The sequence below is a fragment of the Lysinibacillus sphaericus genome (genome assembly GCF_005217585.1).
Classification (GTDB): domain Bacteria; phylum Bacillota; class Bacilli; order Bacillales_A; family Planococcaceae; genus Lysinibacillus; species Lysinibacillus sphaericus.
This window is the reverse complement of sequence record NZ_SZPT01000002.1, coordinates 1,506,650-1,522,780: the sequence shown is the minus strand read 5'-3', so window position 1 is coordinate 1,522,780 and position 16,131 is coordinate 1,506,650. Positions and strand designations below refer to the sequence as shown.

Here is a 16,131-nt window from a genome sequence, read left to right as displayed (position 1 = left end):
GAATATACTTGACGTGGAAGGATGGCATTACTGAGAGGGAAAGAAAGCTATTTATTGCTCGTCACAACTTTGATGCTATCAGTAATCGGCATTATTTTCGTCTATTCTGCAGGTACCTATTGGAGTGCCGTTCATTATAGTGGAAAAATGCCGTTTTATATGAAACAAAGTTTGTATTTTGGGGTAGGCATTGTCGTGTTTTTCATCACGATTCGATTAGAAATCTTGAAAGAGCAATCCTTTTGGAAGATGGCTTATCTATTTTCGTTGGTTTTACTTGTCCTTGTTCTTATACCAGGGATTGGTCTTGAGCGAAATGGTTCACAAAGTTGGATTGGTGTTGGACCATTAACCATACAACCTGCTGAAATAACGAAAATTACCGTTCTTGTTTACATGAGTCATATATTGGCGCAACATAAAACCGGAACACCAGTAGTAAATTGGCGTCATGCCGTAATAGTAATAATACCGGTTGCACTGATTATGCTTCAGCCCGATTTTGGCTCTGTTTTTATACTCGTTGTCTCTGTTTTTTTACTGTTATTTGTGGCAGGTTATCCGTTAAAACTTTATGCAATGATTATGGTAGCGGGAGTTGCTGGATTAGTAGGATTGATTGCAACAGCACCTTATCGACTTAAACGAATTGAAGCGTTTCTTGATCCATGGGCCGACCCTTTAGTCAGTGGTTTCCAAGCTGTACAATCGTTAATGGCAATTGGTCCAGCAGGGATTTTTGGACATGGCTTTGGCCAAAGTAGACAAAAGTTCTTGTATTTACCTGAACCACAAAATGATTTTATTTATGCGATTATTTTAGAAGAAATCGGTTTAGTAGGTGGACTTGTTATTTTAGCGCTGTTTGTGTTGACAATATACGCTGGTTATAAGTTTGCAGTACAGGCTAAATCAAGAACATCCTATTACGCCATTATTGGACTTGTGACAATGTTAACGGTGCAGGCATTTTTAAATATTGCAGTAGTAATCGGTTTGGTTCCTGTAACCGGTGTCACATTACCTTTTATTAGCTATGGTGGAACATCTTTAGTAACAATGTGGTTAATAATAGGTATTATTTATCAATTAGCGAAATAAATATAAAGGAGGAGTACTTTTATGGAGAAAGTAATTGATATAGAAGATCGCATCCCTACGCTAAAACTGCGACGAAAAAAGCGTACAAATCGTAAATTCATAGTCCTAATATTACTTTTCTTTTTGGTGCTAGCTGTACTCCTTTATTTTCAATCTCCTTACAGTGATATTAAAAACATTACGGTGAACGGTGCTAAACTAGCTGACGAGCAATATTACTTAGATGCTAGTACACTTGCACCAGGAAAGTCGATGTGGGGTTTTACGGTTAAAGATGTAGAACAGGCTATACTAAAGGACAAATGGGTGCAAGAGGTACAAGTGAAGCGTAAATGGCTGAGAGGCGTAACGATTGATATTAAGGAATGGAAAAAAGTTGCGTATCTAGCGGGTGATGGAACCTATTACCCATTATTAGAGAACGGTAAAAAATTTGAGCAAGCTGGCGACAATATCCCGATTGATGCGCCCGTTTTTATTGGCATAACGGGGGAAAAGACCATTAACAAGCTTGTAGAACAATTAGCCCGTTTAAAACCTGAAGTTTTAGCTTTAATCTCACAAGTCAATACTAACAGTAATGAGGCCAATCCTAATGCGGTCAAGCTTTATATGAATGACGGCTATGAAGTACGTGCAGTGATACCAACATTAGCTGAAAAGCTAAATTATTATCCATCCATTGTTGCGCAAATTGCAGATTTAGAAAAGGGAGTTATCGACATAGAAGTCGGCTCTTATTACCGTCCCTTTAATGATGAGTACAACAAAGTGAACATTGATATGGAGGACAACCCTGATGGAAAAGTGGCCAATCAGGAAGTGAATGAAGATGAACAACAAGAAACAGAATAGCAAAGGGAATTTCTTTACGAGGAAACAATTTGAGCTGCTCATCGTTTGCATAACAACTGGGTTTATCATCGGCTATTCTTACAACCAAGCGAAGGACAATCGCCAAAGTAGCGCCATTAAATCAGAGCTATTTGAACAAGAAGATTCATATCGTGAGGAGCTCATTGAACAACAAGAGCGCAATAAAGAACTCACAGAAGAAGCCAACATGTTACAAGAAAAGATTCGGCACTATGAAAAGAAATTTGCATCAAATGAAAAGGATTCTAAGAACTTAGTTCAAGAAGCAGAAGATTTACGATTATTGTTAGGTGATTTAGATTCAGAAGGAAAGGGTATACGTATTACACTTCAAGATGGTGATTACGATCCTAAATCTGTAAACCCTAATGATTATATCGTCCACGAAAGTCATGTTTTTAAGTTGCTAAATGAATTAAAAATTTCTGGAGCACAAGCGATTGCCATTAATGGACAACGGGTCATGGCGAATTCTTATATTAGATGTAATGGCCCTGTTATTACAATTGACGGCAAGCAACACCCAGCTCCATTTGTCATCGAGGCAATTGGGGATTCGGCGACACTCCGCGCTTCATTGAACTTAAGTGGTGGTGTAGTAGATCAGTTGCTAAATGACAACATTGTGGTGTCCTTAGAAGAAAATCAAAAGTTAATGATGCCTAATGTCAAAGTAGAAAGTTAAACATGGGCAGAAAGTTATGTTAAGCCTCCTGTGGATGTCCTAGATCATTATTTGTATTTATGAAATGCAAAGTCTAAATTTGATGATATCAAGGAGTAATTGTTTGCGATGCGTCTAGGAGGGGCTATTTTGAAAAAAAATATGTACACCCGAATAACGATCGTGCTATTTATTATCGGTTTGATGATAGCGGTACAATACAATACCATTCAAAAACCAGCTGAGCGAGATACACGAGATATTTGGGCCATACGAGAGGAATTAGCAGAAGAAAAGAAAAGGCATTCCACATTATTAGCAGATATTCGCTCACTCAATGAGGTAGTGGGTCGCTATGAGCAATCTGAAAAAACTAATTTACAAGGTGTTTTAAATGAGACAGTAAATCGTTTAAAACAACAGGCAGGTCTTACGGATATAACAGGTCCTGGGGTGATACTTCGAGTGGAGCCAGCCCCAGAATTAGTAGCAATGGGGTATGAAATAAAAGAGATTTCTCCAGACTTACTGACCCAATTACTGAATGAATTATTTAAATATGATGCTGCTAGTGTTGCAATTGATGGAAATCGTATTGTTCATACCACAGCTATTAGGGACATCAATGGGAAAACAACAGTGAACAGTGTAGCACTGTCTTCGCCACCATTCGAAATTTATGTTGGGACAACGACATTTAAGGCAGCTCAAAAAATGTATAATTCCATTCAAGCTTCAACATTTATCGATTCATTTTATTTAGATAATTTTAATTTAGTGATAGAGGAGCCGACTGAATTGGTAACCATACCGGCATTCGATCAGCCATTGACGAATGATTATTTAACAGAGGTCAAAAAAGGAGAATAAACTATGTGGCTACCATTTCTAGGTTTGGTGCTTGGACTAGCATTAGGCTTGTTAACAAATATCCAAATCCCCTCTATTTATGAAAATTATTTGTCTATAGCAGTGCTGGCTGCTTTAGATACGTTATTTGGCGGTATACGAGCTCAATTACAGCAAGTATATGACGATAAAGTATTTGTATCAGGTTTCTTTTTTAATATAGTTCTTGCGGCGGGACTGGCATTTTTAGGTGTGAATTTAGGTGTAGACTTATATTTAGCAGCCATTTTCGCTTTTGGAGTACGTTTGTTCCAAAATATAGCAATCATTAGGCGTATTTTACTAACTCGGTTAGATGAAAAACGTCACAACAAGAAGAAAACTTCCATAGAATGAGAGAAAAATTGACCAAAATACTCGATTTGCTTAGACATTATGCAAGATTTACAATAGAATGAAATTAAGAGCATTTTCAAGGAGGTGCAGCGAATTGAATCAGCAGGAATTGTATATATCACTCGATATAGGATCTTCCTCTATCAAAGTATTAATAGGTGAAATGAGCGACGGACAATTACATGTAATTGGGGTCGGTAATGTAAAATCGAATGGTGTTCGAAAAGGTGCGATTGTTGATATTGATGCAACAGTTCAGTCTATTCGAAAAGCAGTAGAACAAGCAGAGCGGATGACTGGTTATCAAATCGATGAAGTCGTTTTAGGCGTTCCAGCGAACCAGACGATGTTACAACTAGTTAAAGGTGTTGTCGCTGTAAATAGTGAAAATAGAGAAATTACAGATGATGATTTAGACAGAGTGGTAGAATCTGCACAAGTCATGTCAATACCTCCTGAACGTGAATTAGTCAACATCATTCCTAGACAGTTTATAGTAGATAATTTAGATGAAATTAAAGATCCACGAGGTATGATAGGTATTCGTCTCGAAATGGACGCGACAATGATTACGACCTCTAAAACGTTGTTACACAATGTACTTCGTTGCGTAGAGAAAGCAGGATTAAGCATTAGAGAAATATATTTACAACCACTGGCTGCTGGTTTTTTTGCATTAACGGAAGATGAGAAAAACCAAGGAACAGCATTTATTGAATTGGGTGGTGGCTCAACGACTATTGCAGTATTTGAAGAAGGGCTACTGACACACACTGGTGTTATTCCAGTAGGTGGTGACCATATTACAAAAGACATTTCAATTGTTTTAAAAACACCGACAGATCAAGCGGAGCAAATAAAACACCAATTTGGACATGCCTTTTACGATGATGCTTCAGACGATGAACTGTTTGAAGTGCCAGTTGTAGGTACAGATTCTAGGGATCAGTACAGCCAACGCTATATTTCTGAAATTATTGGTGCAAGATTAGAAGAATTATTTGAACTAGTAATTGATGAGTTAGCACGTTTAGGCGTTCGCGATTTGCCAGGCGGTGTTGTTTTAACAGGTGGTGTTGCAAAGCTAGATGGTATTGCTCAATTAGCACGCCAAATACTGCAAACGCGTGTTAGAATATATACTCCAGATTATATTGGCGTTAGAGAGCCTTCATTTACGACGGCAGTTGGACTGATTCGTTACGCCTATTTAGAAGATGATTTTTACGGAAAAGGTACGAATACGCAGCCTATTGAATATGCGGTTGTTGGTGCACAAGCGCCTGCATCTAAAAAGCAAGAATATGCTGCACCTTCAGAATCAAAAGGAAGCGTAATCGGTAGAGCAAAAAAATTATTTGATAAATTTTTTGATTAACTTGAATGCGTAATGAATGATACAGAGTCGAGTTACCGTGGGAGGAAAAAAGAATGTTAGAATTTGATACAAGTGTCGATCAACTTGCAGTTATAAAAGTCATTGGTGTGGGTGGTGGCGGTAACAACGCTGTTAACCGAATGATAGAGCATGGTGTACAAGGCGTTGATTTTATCGCTGTGAACACGGATGCACAGGCTTTAAATTTATCGAAAGCTGAAATTAAGCTACAAATCGGTACAAAGCTTACACGTGGTTTAGGAGCAGGAGCTAATCCAGAAGTAGGGAAAAAAGCGGCAGAAGAAAGCCGTGAACAATTAGAAGAAGTATTACGCGGAGCGGATATGGTATTCGTTACAGCTGGAATGGGCGGAGGCACAGGTACTGGTGCTGCACCAGTTATCGCACAAATTGCCCGTGATTTAGGAGCTCTAACAGTAGGTGTCGTAACACGACCGTTTACTTTTGAAGGGCGCAAACGACAAACACAGGCAATCGGTGGTATCGGAGGCATGAAAGAAGCTGTAGATACTTTGATCGTCATTCCAAACGACAAGCTCTTACAAATTGTCGACAAATCGACTCCGATGCTGGAAGCTTTCCGTGAAGCGGATAACGTTTTACGTCAAGGTGTACAAGGTATTTCGGATTTAATTGCAACACCAGGTCTTATCAACCTAGACTTTGCGGACGTAAAAACAATTATGTCTAACAAAGGTTCTGCGTTAATGGGTATTGGTATTGCGACAGGTGAAAATCGTGCTGCAGAAGCTGCTAAAAAAGCAATTTCAAGTCCATTACTCGAATCATCTATTGATGGCGCTAAAGGTGTACTGATGAACATAACAGGTGGTTCTAACCTAAGCTTATTTGAAGTACAAGAAGCAGCAGATATTGTGGCATCGGCTTCCGATGAAGAAGTGAATATGATTTTCGGTTCGGTTATTAATGAAAATTTAAAAGATGAAATCATTGTTACGGTGATTGCAACAGGCTTCTCAGAAGAGGCATTACAACAACACCGAGGAAATGCGCGTCCGAGCATTAATAATAATCGACAAGCTGCTCCACAACAACAAGCGCCAATTCGTGAGCAACGTCAAGAAGTTCATGTACAACAAGAACAACCGCGTCAAAATCATCAAAATTATGCACAAGATGATATGTTAGAAGTACCTGCATTTTTACGTAACCGTAAAAATCGTGGATAATCAAAACTCGTATTTTACATCATGTAAAATACGAGTTTTTTAAGTGCCAGTCACGCAAACAATTCTGAATTGTTTGCGTGACTGGCACTTTTTGTGTAAGGAAACGATGTTTTTTGTCAAAACATTTTTAGGAAATCATGCGATTGTTTGACAATATTTGTAGCGCTGACATGCTAACTTTGTAAGTAGGAGGCGGCTGTTATGTATGGAGAATGGCTGGTGCTCATTAATACGCTTTATAATCTAGCAATACTGACGTTTACAGCAAAAGTTACAGGCGTTTTTGTAAAGAATACGAGATTATTAATGAGTTCAATAATTAGTAGTTTAATAGCTGTAATTGGTGATCAAACGCTGCTTACGATTGTGCTAAGTTTCATTGTACTAATCGGTCTAGCCTTTCGCTTTAAGCTTCGAAGCTTTCAAAAGCAAGGGCCGATTGTCCTGACAGCTACCATCGTTATCGGCGGACTGTTAACAGCATTACAACCGTATTTAAAGAATCTTTCTGTCATGCATTTTATTGTACTTTGCTTATTGCTCGCAGTTGGTAATTTAATCATTTTTTATAAGCAATGGGGCTTTGTTAAGCTGGAGCGAGTAAGTGGACAATTTGTATTTCAAACAACCTTGAAGGTTTTTGACAAAGAAATTCCACTTTCGGCATTTGTAGATACAGGCAATCAATGTATCGAGCCGTTATCGGGAAAACCTGTCCATTTTGTTTCATATGCAGCGCTACGGCCTTATTTACCAGCGACAATTCGTGAAGCATTAATGCAATGGCGAGAAACAGATCCTTACGATGTATCAATGTTTTCAGTAGATTATCAGCGTCTTATTCGATTTATTCATGTTAATACTGTACAGCAACAAACAGTAGTTTTAGGTTTTCGCTTTGATGAATGGCATATAAAAGGCGAGTCATCACAAGTGAAAACAAATGAATATATCGTGTTAACGAAAAAAGCTAAAAATTTTCCACATAGCACAGCAGCAATTTTACATTTTTCAGCGCTTTCAAATAACTCATAGAGGGGGAGAACTATTGCTTCTTAGGCTACTTGCTAGCTTGAAAAAATTATGGGGTAAGTTTCGGAGTCGTGAAACGTACTATATAGGGGGAAATGATTCATTGCCAGTGCCACTAAGTCGAGAAGAAGAAGTCACAGTCATTGCATCCTTTATGAACGGAGATTTACGAGCTAGAGATACACTTATTGAACGTAATTTACGTCTTGTTGTTTATATTGCTAGACGTTTTGATAATACGGGTACGCCGATTGAAGATTTAATTAGTATTGGTTCGATTGGCTTAATAAAGGCGATTGAAACGTTCAATACAGATAAAAATATTAAACTTGCAACGTACGCATCACGTTGTATTGAAAATGAAATTTTGATGCATTTACGTAAAACGAGTCGCATGAAGGGTGAAGTTTCACTAGATGAGCCACTAAATTCTGATGCTGACGGAAATGAATTATTATTGTCTGATATTTTAGGCACAGAGGAACATATTATTTTAGATAATGTTGAAAAGAAAATTGAACGACAACATATGTTCCATGCCATTAATTTATTAGGTGCACGTGAAAGATATATTATGGAATGTCGTTTCGGTTTAAACGGAAAAATTGAAATGACACAAAAAGAAGTAGCCGATCATTTAGGTATTTCGCAATCATATATTTCTAGGCTAGAAAAGAAAATTATTCAAGATTTACGAGAAAATTTAAATCAGCCAATATCTTAGATAGGGAAATTTATCCTACCTAAAATTGGTCGCGCTTTTTCTGCATATTCTCGATTCTGTCGGACAAACTGATGTAACGGTTTAGTCAGAGAATAACATCCGGAGGAATCGAATATGCGAACAAAAGTAGATCTTTGCGGCTTAGATACATCGACTTTGCCAATTTTAAAGCACGAAGAAATGAAGGAACTCTTCATTCGATTACAAGCAGGAGAAACCGAGATTCGGGAAGAGCTTGTAATGTGCAATTTAAGGTTAGTGCTAAGTATTGTCGGACGATTTGCCTATAGGGGTGAACAGGCAGATGATTTATTTCAGGTAGGCTGTATTGGCCTCATGAAAGCCATTGATCATTTCGATTTAAAGCATAATGTGCGATTTTCAACATATGCTGTACCAATGATCATTGGTGAAATTCGTCGCCATCTGCGTGATCATCATGCACTACGTGTTTCTCGTTCTCTTAGAGATATTGCGTATAAGGCGATGCAGGCAAAAGAACAATGGATAACCGATAATTTGCGAGAACCAACGATTGAAGAAATTGCTGAAATGATTGACATGAAAAAGGAAGATGTATTATTCGCTTTAGATGCCATTCAAGACCCAGTATCATTACAAGAGCCTATTTATGCAGACGGTGGAGACGCTGTTTATATGATGGACCAATTACGTGATGATGATGTATCGGAAGATCAATGGGTTGCCTACGTGTCGGTGAAGGAAAGTTTGCAAAAATTAGATGTACGTCAGCAAATGATTGTAGCAAAGCGTTTTTATTATGGTGAGACACAAACTGAAATTGCCAAAGAATTAGGGATTTCCCAAGCGCAAATTTCACGTCTTGAAAAAAATGCCATTGAAACAATGCAGAAAGATTATAAGTGAGTAGACAATGCGCACCCGAAACTTTCGGTGCGCATTTTATCTTCATTGATAAAAATAAAACGATGGTACATGTCATAGATTTTATTAAAGCTAATAAAGAACAATAATGTGAGCATGTTGCTCTGTGTAGCAGCAAGTTAGCATTTAACAATGCAAGTTTTAGGTTAAATTAAAATTGACACTGGAATGAGTGGTATTGATTTAGTAGGAGGGATACAAATGCGTTTCTCAATGTTACAGCAAAAAGAAGTAATAGAAGCAGGCAATGGACGTTTTTTAGGCTTTGTCGTAGATGCAGAGGTATCGAAAGAAACTGGCTATGTAACTGCGTTTATGATTGCAGAGCCGAGAAAGTATCTAGGTTTTTTTAGAGGAGAAGAGTCGATTAGAAAAGTCCATATGAAGGATGTTCTTGTTGTAGGAAAGGATGTCATTCTAGTAAAGGCATTATCGTAGAATCATAGCATCTGTGTGGCTTGCTTCTATTTTTTGAACAGTAAGACTGTAGCCTCTCATGTCGTTTAAGCAACGTGGATGTATCAGTATTAATAGGTCAGGCTATTCATTGATAAATCAAGAGTTGCTTGTTACAATAAAGGAAACTAAGTTGTAAAGTTGGGAAAAACAGTGACGAAAATCTTAACAAATTTAGACAAAATTAATAGTCAAATACAAGCAGCACAACAACGCTCAAATCGTGAAGCAACTAACGTTCAAGTTATTGCTGTAACGAAAGAGGTTTCCGTTGAAAGAACACAAGAAGCAATTGATGCAGGGCTTATACATTTAGGTGAAAATCGTCCTGAGGGCTTAAAGCAAAAAATTGAAGCCATTCAAGCAAATGTACACTGGCATTATATTGGATCATTACAAACTCGAAAAGTAAAACAAGTTATTAATGAAATTGATTACTTACATTCATTAGATCGTTTAAGTTTAGCTGAAGAGATTGAAAAAAGAGCAACAAAACCTGTAAAATGTTTTGTACAAGTTAATGTGTCAGGTGAACAATCGAAGCATGGTTTAACGGTTGATGACGCAGTTACATTTATTGAATCTTTACAAAACTTTACGAAAATTCAAGTTGTAGGTCTAATGACAATGGCACCAAATACAGAGGACGAAACAATCATTCGCTCTGTTTTTAAGCAATTAAAACAATGTCAACAGCAAATAGCCGAACGAGGATTCGCACACGCGCCTTGTACCGAGTTATCAATGGGCATGTCTAATGACTTTGAAATAGCGGTAGAGGAAGGAGCTACATTCGTTCGAGTCGGAACGGCTCTTGTTGGAAATGAAAGAGGGGAACAGGATGAGCATGAAAAATAAAATTAAAAACTTCTTTTATCTTGAAGAAGAATTAGAAGAAGAAATCACGCAAGCTCCTATTCAACAGCAACAACCCGTGCAGCAACAACCGATTCATGCAGCTAAACCTAAAAAGGTCATTAAGGAACGTAAAGCACAGATTCATGAAATTGTACCGCAAAGTACAGCTGCCAATAATAATATTGTCAGTTTACAAGCAGCAATGAATACAAAGGGTGCGAAAGTTGTATTAGTAGAACCGAGAGTTTATGCAGAGGCACAAGATATCGCAGAAAACTTAAAGAACAAACGTGCAACGATTGTGAATCTACAACGTATCGATCGAGAACAAGGTATAAGAATCATTGACTTTTTAAGTGGTACAGTCTATGCACTTGGTGGAGACATTCAACGTATAGGCAAAGATATTTTCTTATGCACACCAGATAATGTTGAAGTGTCTGGCGAAATTTCAAATTTTATTTTAGACGATAATTAATAGCGAGGATTGTAGTTTATATGACTTTATATATCATTTTGCATTATGTGGATTTAGCATTTACTGTGTATTCATTTATGCTAGTTGCATATGTTTTAATGTCTTGGGTACCAGCTGCTCAAAGTTCAGCAATTGGCCGTTTTTTAGAAAAAGTATGTGAGCCGTATTTAGGGATTTTTAGAAAATTTATTCCAACTATTGGTATGATTGATATTTCTCCGATTGTAGCAATATTTATGTTGAATTTTATTAAAAACGGACTTTTTATTGTAATTCAAAAAATATTCTTTATGTTTTAGTCAAAATCCTCACAGTTGGTGGGGATTTTTTGTGTAAAGGGGAAATACTAGGCTTAAAAAAGTAGTAGTTTCTAATGAATGAACAAATGGATGAGGTAGATGAGGTGAACGATAGATGGAGCATTTAATACAACATTTTAGGAAGGATGAGCAACCCTTTATTGAGCAGGTAGTAAGCTGGCAGCGCGAGGTAGAAGATCGTTATGCCCCTAAACTTACTGACTTTTTAGACCCAAGGCAGCGTTTTATTGTAGCATCTGTTATTGGGCAAAATAATGTGCTCCATACAACAAGTGATGGTCTATTTCATGAGGCAGAACGTCAGCGCATGCTTATTTTCCCAACGTATTTTGAACCCCAGAAGGAAGATTACCAGCTGAAAGTCTTTACTATTCACTATCCTGCAAGGTTTGTGCAATTGCGTCATCCAGATGTACTCGGTGCCCTTTTATCTTTAGGGCTTGATCGTGCCAAATTCGGGGATATTCGTGTCAATGAACAACAAGTACAGTTTGTGGTGGCAAAAGAGGTGGCAGATTATGTACGCCTTCATTTAACGGGGATTGGGAAAGTAAAAGTACATGTCGAATCGATGAAAGAGTTTCAAGTGCTGATCGAAAATGAAGAGGACTGGCAGGAGGAGTCACATACGGTTTCTTCAATGCGTTTAGATGTCATTATCGCAACCGTATTAAAGATTTCTCGTCAAAAAGCCCAAGCACTTATTACGGGAAAGAAAGTGCGAGTAAACTGGACTGAACGAGATGCAGTTGCTTTTGAATGTCAAGAAGGTGATATTTTGTCAGTACGTGGAAGTGGTCGAGTGAAAATAATAATGACTGAAGGCCGAACAAAGAAAGATAAAATCCGTTTACAAATCGGTCGATTGACCCAAAAAGGCTAAAAAACATGTAATTTCCATTTATTTTTACTGCTAAGTTGTTAGAACAATTGTATAATAAGAATTACGAATGTACATGTAAAGGAGAGAAGGATCGTATGCCATTATCACCTATTGATATACATAATAAGGAGTTTACAAAATCTTTCAGAGGTTATGCTGAAGATGAAGTAAATGAATTTTTAGATCAAATCATTAAAGATTATGAAAAACTACTGCGTGAGAAAAAAGAAGTCGATAAGCAATTAGAAATGGCTTTAGAGCAAGCGAGACATTTTAATTCTTTAGAGGAAACATTACAAAAATCTATAGTTGTTGCCCAAGAGGCGGCTGATGAAGTACGCAGAAATTCGCAAAAAGAAGCAAAGCTTATTGTGAAGGAAGCAGAAAAAAATGCTGATCGCATCGTCAATGAGGCATTAACGAAAGCACGTAAAGTAACAATCGAGATAGATGAACTGAAAAAACAATCAAAGGTTTTCCGCAATCGTTTTAAAATGCTTGTAGAAGCACAGTTAGATTTACTGAATGCAGATGATTGGGATCATTTATTGCAGTATGATATTGATTTAACCGAAATTCAGTCTTCTGTTGAGGAAGCACAAGAGTCAGAAGAAATGTAAATAAGGCTTTTACTTAAAAAAGTGAAGGTATCATGTGATGAATATGACTTGACGCAATTCGTGGATTTCCATATACTATTGTAATAGTAAATAAAATAAGCACTTATATGCATAGAGGCAGAGACGAAGACAGTATTTGTTAGGCGTTGACAAGCGATTTGGGGATAGTGGGAGCCCATACAAGCAAATAACAAAGAAAATCACTTCTGAGCTAAATAACTGAACGGCTAGTAAGTTATTTCGGAGCGCACAACGTTAACGTGCTTTCAAGCGGTAGTATATTATGTACTACAACTAGGGTGGTACCGCGAGTTCAAGCTTCTCGTCCCTTACAGGGATTGAGGGGCTTTTTTGTTGTTACTGTTTTGACTTTGGGGCATCATTCGCAGGACATTCGAAATAGCATTGTTTAAATATTAAGCGCAAGTCGTGTTGCATTCACTTTGCTGAGGCTTTTAAGAAGCTGTATGCCATGGATGCTAAGCAGTTGTTCTCTGTTTGCAAAAAATAAAGGAGGAATTACAAATGGTTGAATATAAAGAAACCTTATTAATGCCGAAAACGGATTTTCCTATGCGTGGGAACTTACCAGCAAATGAACCAAAAATGCAAGAAAAATGGAATGAGATGGACATCAATAAATTACAAATGGAGCGTACAGCTGGTCGCCCAGAGTATGTGTTACATGATGGCCCTCCATATGCAAATGGTGATATTCATATTGGCCATGCGTTAAATAAAGTGATAAAAGATATGATTACACGCCATCGCTCCATGACTGGCTATCATGTCAACTATATTCCAGGTTGGGATACACATGGTTTACCAATTGAACAAGCTTTAACAAACAAAGGTGTTAAACGTAAAGAAATGTCCATTGCAGATTTCCGTGAGCTTTGTGAAAAATATGCTTATGAGCAAATTGACAATCAGCGTGCACAATTCCGCCGTCTAGGCATTCGTGGCGATTGGGAAAATCCATATATTACGTTAAAACCAGAATTTGAAGCGCGTCAAATTGAAGTATTCGGTAAAATGGCGGAAAAAGGCTATATTTATAAAGGCTTAAAACCAGTATACTGGTCGCCTTCATCTGAGTCTGCATTAGCGGAAGCAGAAATTGAATATAAAGATGTTAAATCAGCTTCTATTTATGTCAGCTTTGCCATTAAAGATGCAAAAGGTGTTGTGCCAGCCGATGCGAAATTTATTATTTGGACGACTACACCTTGGACACTACCTGCAAACTTAGGGATTTCGTTAAATCCAGAGTTTATCTATGTGGTTGTGGCAGTAGCAGATAAAAAATTCATTATCGCGAAAGAATTGTTAGAAACAGTTGCAAAAGAGCTTGAATGGGAAACGTATGAAGTTGTGCAAGAAGTAAAAGGGGAAGCATTAGATCGTCTTGTAGCCCAACATCCATTCTACGACCGTGAATCGCTTGTGATGGTCGGAGAACATGTTTCTGCGGAAGCAGGTACAGGTTGTGTTCATACAGCTCCAGGACATGGTGAAGATGACTATCAAATTGGGAAAGCTTATGGTTTACCTATTCTTAGTCCAGTGGATAACAGCGGTTGTTATACAGACGAAGCACCAGGTTTTGAAGGTGTCTTCTACAATGATGCAAATAAAATGGTTACTGCCAAATTAGAAGAAGTTGGCGCATTAGAAAAATTAAGCTTCTTTACGCACTCGTATCCACATGACTGGCGTACGAAAAAACCAGTTATTTATCGTGCTACACCACAATGGTTTGCGTCTATTGATGCCTTCCGTGATGAATTATTAGCAGCGGTTAAATCGACGACATTCACACCTGCTTGGGGTGAAACACGTCTTTATAATATGATTCGTGATCGTGGCGATTGGGTTATTTCTCGTCAACGTGCATGGGGTGTACCAATTCCAATTTTCTATGCTGAAAATGGTGAACCAATCATTACACCAGAAACAATTGCGCATATTTCTGCATTATTCCGTGAGCATGGTTCAAATATTTGGTTCCAAATGACTGCGAAAGAATTATTGCCAGAAGGCTTTACACATCCAGGTAGCCCGAATGGTGAGTTTACGAAAGAAAATGATATTATGGACGTTTGGTTTGACTCAGGTTCATCTCACCAAGGTGTGCTAGTTGAACGTGGACTGAAATATCCAGCGGATCTTTACTTAGAAGGTTCTGATCAACACCGTGGATGGTTTAACTCTTCGTTAATTACATCTGTGGCGATTAATGGCTATGCGCCTTATAAAGGCTTATTAACGCACGGTTTCGTTCTTGATGGCGATGGTCGCAAAATGAGTAAGTCACTAGGAAACGTTATTATCCCTCAAAAGGTAATGGACCAATATGGTGCTGATATTTTACGTCTATGGGTAGCATCTGTAGATTATACGGCTGATGTGCGTATTTCTATGGATATGTTAAAACAAGTGTCTGAAGTGTACCGTAAAATCCGTAATACATTCCGTTTCTTACACGGTAATGTAGCTGATTTCAATCCACAACAAGATCGTGTAGCCTATGCAGATTTACGCGAAATGGATCAATACATTTATATGCGTTTACAAGATGTCTTAAAAACGGTGCGTGGTGCTTACGACCGCTATGATTTTGCGGCTGTCTACCATGCAGTGAATAACTTTGTTGCTGTAGAATTATCTTCTTTCTACTTAGACATCGCAAAAGATGTTGTTTATATTGAAGGGCATGACAATAAAGACCGTCGTGCAATGCAAACAGTCATGTATGATACATTAATGACATTAGTAAAAGTCATGACACCAATTATTCCACATACAACGGATGAGGTGTGGTCTTACTTACATGCACAAGGTGTTGTAGAAGAGATGTCAGTGCAATTAACTGATTTCCCATCAGTAGATGAGCAAGCAAACTTTGATGAGCTTCGTGGCAAATGGGCAGCGATTATCGGAGTGCGTGATGATATTCTAAAAGCATTAGAAGAAGCGCGTAATGCTAAAACAATCGGTAAGTCTCTTGAAGCGAAAATAACAGTTTATGCTAACCAAGAAGTGTTAACATTATTGCATGATGCCAACATTGATTTTGCCCAACTTTCTATCGTTTCTGCTTTTGAGGTAGCAGCAATTGAATCAGCTCCTGCTGAAGCGTTAGCGTTAGAACATGTTTCCATTGTTGTTGAAAAAGCAACAGGTGAAAAGTGTGAGCGTTGCTGGTCAATTTCTGCAACAGTTGGAACAAATGAAGCACATCCAACAGTGTGTGCTCGTTGTGCCGAAGTTGTTGAAAAATATTATGTATAAAAATTAATGAACAATGAGCAGCTCGATGATTTTAGATCGGCTGCTCATTTTTTTTGAATGCGTGGAACATGTTGAACATACTGAT

The 16,131-nt window shown here is 37.9% G+C and carries 17 protein-coding genes and 1 other annotated feature; all 17 genes read left to right on the top strand.

Annotated elements, in window-relative coordinates; translation table 11 throughout:
- The first annotated feature begins 21 nt into the window (after positions 1 to 21).
- The 17 genes from ftsW to ileS all read left to right on the top strand — a co-directional run bounded on the left by ftsW (position 22) and on the right by ileS (position 16,046).
- Positions 22 to 1,101 carry a putative lipid II flippase FtsW gene (ftsW, locus tag FC748_RS12870; RefSeq protein ID WP_024362141.1) on the top strand — a complete coding sequence of 360 codons (1,080 nt, stop codon included), beginning with the start codon at positions 22 to 24 and terminating at the stop codon, positions 1,099 to 1,101.
- A gap of 21 nt (positions 1,102 to 1,122) precedes the next feature.
- Entirely contained in the window at positions 1,123 to 1,956 is an 834-nt protein-coding gene (locus tag FC748_RS12865) for a cell division protein FtsQ/DivIB (protein WP_024362140.1), read from the top strand.
- Positions 1,934 to 2,662: a DUF881 domain-containing protein gene (locus tag FC748_RS12860; RefSeq protein ID WP_024362139.1), complete on the top strand. Its 729-nt coding sequence runs from the start codon at positions 1,934 to 1,936 to the stop codon at positions 2,660 to 2,662. Before FC748_RS12865 ends, FC748_RS12860 begins: the two co-directional genes overlap by 23 nt.
- 129 nt (positions 2,663 to 2,791) lie before the next feature.
- Entirely contained in the window at positions 2,792 to 3,511 is a 720-nt protein-coding gene (locus tag FC748_RS12855; RefSeq protein ID WP_025218755.1) for a DUF881 domain-containing protein, read from the top strand.
- 3 nt (positions 3,512 to 3,514) lie between these two features.
- Positions 3,515 to 3,886 carry a small basic family protein gene (locus FC748_RS12850; protein WP_024362137.1) on the top strand — a complete coding sequence of 124 codons (372 nt, stop codon included), beginning with the start codon at positions 3,515 to 3,517 and terminating at the stop codon, positions 3,884 to 3,886.
- 94 nt (positions 3,887 to 3,980) lie between these two features.
- A complete protein-coding gene (gene ftsA / locus FC748_RS12845; RefSeq protein WP_024362136.1) occupies positions 3,981 to 5,264 on the top strand; it encodes a cell division protein FtsA in 1,284 nt (427 codons plus the stop codon).
- 53 nt (positions 5,265 to 5,317) lie between these two features.
- Positions 5,318 to 6,475, top strand: a complete 1,158-nt coding sequence (gene ftsZ, locus FC748_RS12840; protein WP_024362135.1) for a cell division protein FtsZ — start codon at positions 5,318 to 5,320, stop codon at positions 6,473 to 6,475.
- A gap of 201 nt (positions 6,476 to 6,676) precedes the next feature.
- Positions 6,677 to 7,510, top strand: coding sequence for a sigma-E processing peptidase SpoIIGA (locus FC748_RS12835; protein ID WP_024362134.1), 834 nt, complete (start codon positions 6,677 to 6,679; stop codon positions 7,508 to 7,510).
- Positions 7,511 to 7,523: 13 nt separating this feature from the next.
- On the top strand, positions 7,524 to 8,231 hold the full coding sequence (gene sigE, locus FC748_RS12830) for an RNA polymerase sporulation sigma factor SigE (RefSeq protein WP_024362133.1): 708 nt from the start codon (positions 7,524 to 7,526) through the stop codon (positions 8,229 to 8,231).
- A gap of 114 nt (positions 8,232 to 8,345) precedes the next feature.
- Entirely contained in the window at positions 8,346 to 9,119 is a 774-nt protein-coding gene (gene sigG / locus FC748_RS12825; protein WP_024362132.1) for an RNA polymerase sporulation sigma factor SigG, read from the top strand.
- A gap of 219 nt (positions 9,120 to 9,338) precedes the next feature.
- Positions 9,339 to 9,575, top strand: coding sequence for a YlmC/YmxH family sporulation protein (locus FC748_RS12820; protein ID WP_024362131.1), 237 nt, complete (start codon positions 9,339 to 9,341; stop codon positions 9,573 to 9,575).
- Positions 9,576 to 9,746: 171 nt separating this feature from the next.
- Positions 9,747 to 10,451 carry a YggS family pyridoxal phosphate-dependent enzyme gene (locus FC748_RS12815; RefSeq protein WP_108029694.1) on the top strand — a complete coding sequence of 235 codons (705 nt, stop codon included), beginning with the start codon at positions 9,747 to 9,749 and terminating at the stop codon, positions 10,449 to 10,451.
- On the top strand, positions 10,435 to 10,929 hold the full coding sequence (locus FC748_RS12810) for a cell division protein SepF (protein WP_024362129.1): 495 nt from the start codon (positions 10,435 to 10,437) through the stop codon (positions 10,927 to 10,929). The genes FC748_RS12815 and FC748_RS12810 overlap by 17 nt, the downstream gene beginning before the upstream one ends.
- A 20-nt stretch (positions 10,930 to 10,949) precedes the next feature.
- The gene (locus FC748_RS12805; protein ID WP_024362128.1) at positions 10,950 to 11,228 is read left to right on the top strand and encodes a YggT family protein; all 279 of its coding nucleotides are present in this window, start codon (positions 10,950 to 10,952) and stop codon (positions 11,226 to 11,228) included.
- Between the two features lie 115 nt (positions 11,229 to 11,343).
- Complete coding sequence (locus FC748_RS12800; protein ID WP_024362127.1) at positions 11,344 to 12,132, top strand: YlmH family RNA-binding protein; 789 nt, start codon at positions 11,344 to 11,346, stop codon at positions 12,130 to 12,132.
- A gap of 95 nt (positions 12,133 to 12,227) precedes the next feature.
- Positions 12,228 to 12,752: a DivIVA domain-containing protein gene (locus FC748_RS12795; RefSeq protein ID WP_024362126.1), complete on the top strand. Its 525-nt coding sequence runs from the start codon at positions 12,228 to 12,230 to the stop codon at positions 12,750 to 12,752.
- 111 nt (positions 12,753 to 12,863) lie between these two features.
- Positions 12,864 to 13,085, top strand: a binding site (T-box leader).
- A 192-nt stretch (positions 13,086 to 13,277) separates the two neighbouring features.
- Entirely contained in the window at positions 13,278 to 16,046 is a 2,769-nt protein-coding gene (gene ileS, locus FC748_RS12790; protein ID WP_108029495.1) for an isoleucine--tRNA ligase, read from the top strand.
- The last annotated feature ends 85 nt before the right edge of the window (positions 16,047 to 16,131 follow it).

Bases quoted from the DNA above. Each gene is read 5' to 3' on its own strand.
- ftsW (WP_024362141.1), top strand. From the start codon at position 22: ATGGCATTACTGAGAGGGAAAGAAAGCTATTTATTGCTCGTCACAACT.
- FC748_RS12865 (WP_024362140.1), top strand. From the start codon at position 1,123: ATGGAGAAAGTAATTGATATAGAAGATCGCATCCCTACGCTAAAACTG.
- FC748_RS12860 (WP_024362139.1), top strand. From the start codon at position 1,934: ATGAACAACAAGAAACAGAATAGCAAAGGGAATTTCTTTACGAGGAAA.
- FC748_RS12850 (WP_024362137.1), top strand. From the start codon at position 3,515: ATGTGGCTACCATTTCTAGGTTTGGTGCTTGGACTAGCATTAGGCTTG.
- ftsZ (WP_024362135.1), top strand. From the start codon at position 5,318: ATGTTAGAATTTGATACAAGTGTCGATCAACTTGCAGTTATAAAAGTC.
- FC748_RS12835 (WP_024362134.1), top strand. From the start codon at position 6,677: ATGTATGGAGAATGGCTGGTGCTCATTAATACGCTTTATAATCTAGCA.
- sigG (WP_024362132.1), top strand. From the start codon at position 8,346: ATGCGAACAAAAGTAGATCTTTGCGGCTTAGATACATCGACTTTGCCA.
- FC748_RS12820 (WP_024362131.1), top strand. From the start codon at position 9,339: ATGCGTTTCTCAATGTTACAGCAAAAAGAAGTAATAGAAGCAGGCAAT.
- FC748_RS12810 (WP_024362129.1), top strand. From the start codon at position 10,435: ATGAGCATGAAAAATAAAATTAAAAACTTCTTTTATCTTGAAGAAGAA.
- FC748_RS12805 (WP_024362128.1), top strand. From the start codon at position 10,950: ATGACTTTATATATCATTTTGCATTATGTGGATTTAGCATTTACTGTG.
- FC748_RS12800 (WP_024362127.1), top strand. From the start codon at position 11,344: ATGGAGCATTTAATACAACATTTTAGGAAGGATGAGCAACCCTTTATT.
- FC748_RS12795 (WP_024362126.1), top strand. From the start codon at position 12,228: ATGCCATTATCACCTATTGATATACATAATAAGGAGTTTACAAAATCT.
- ileS (WP_108029495.1), top strand. From the start codon at position 13,278: ATGGTTGAATATAAAGAAACCTTATTAATGCCGAAAACGGATTTTCCT.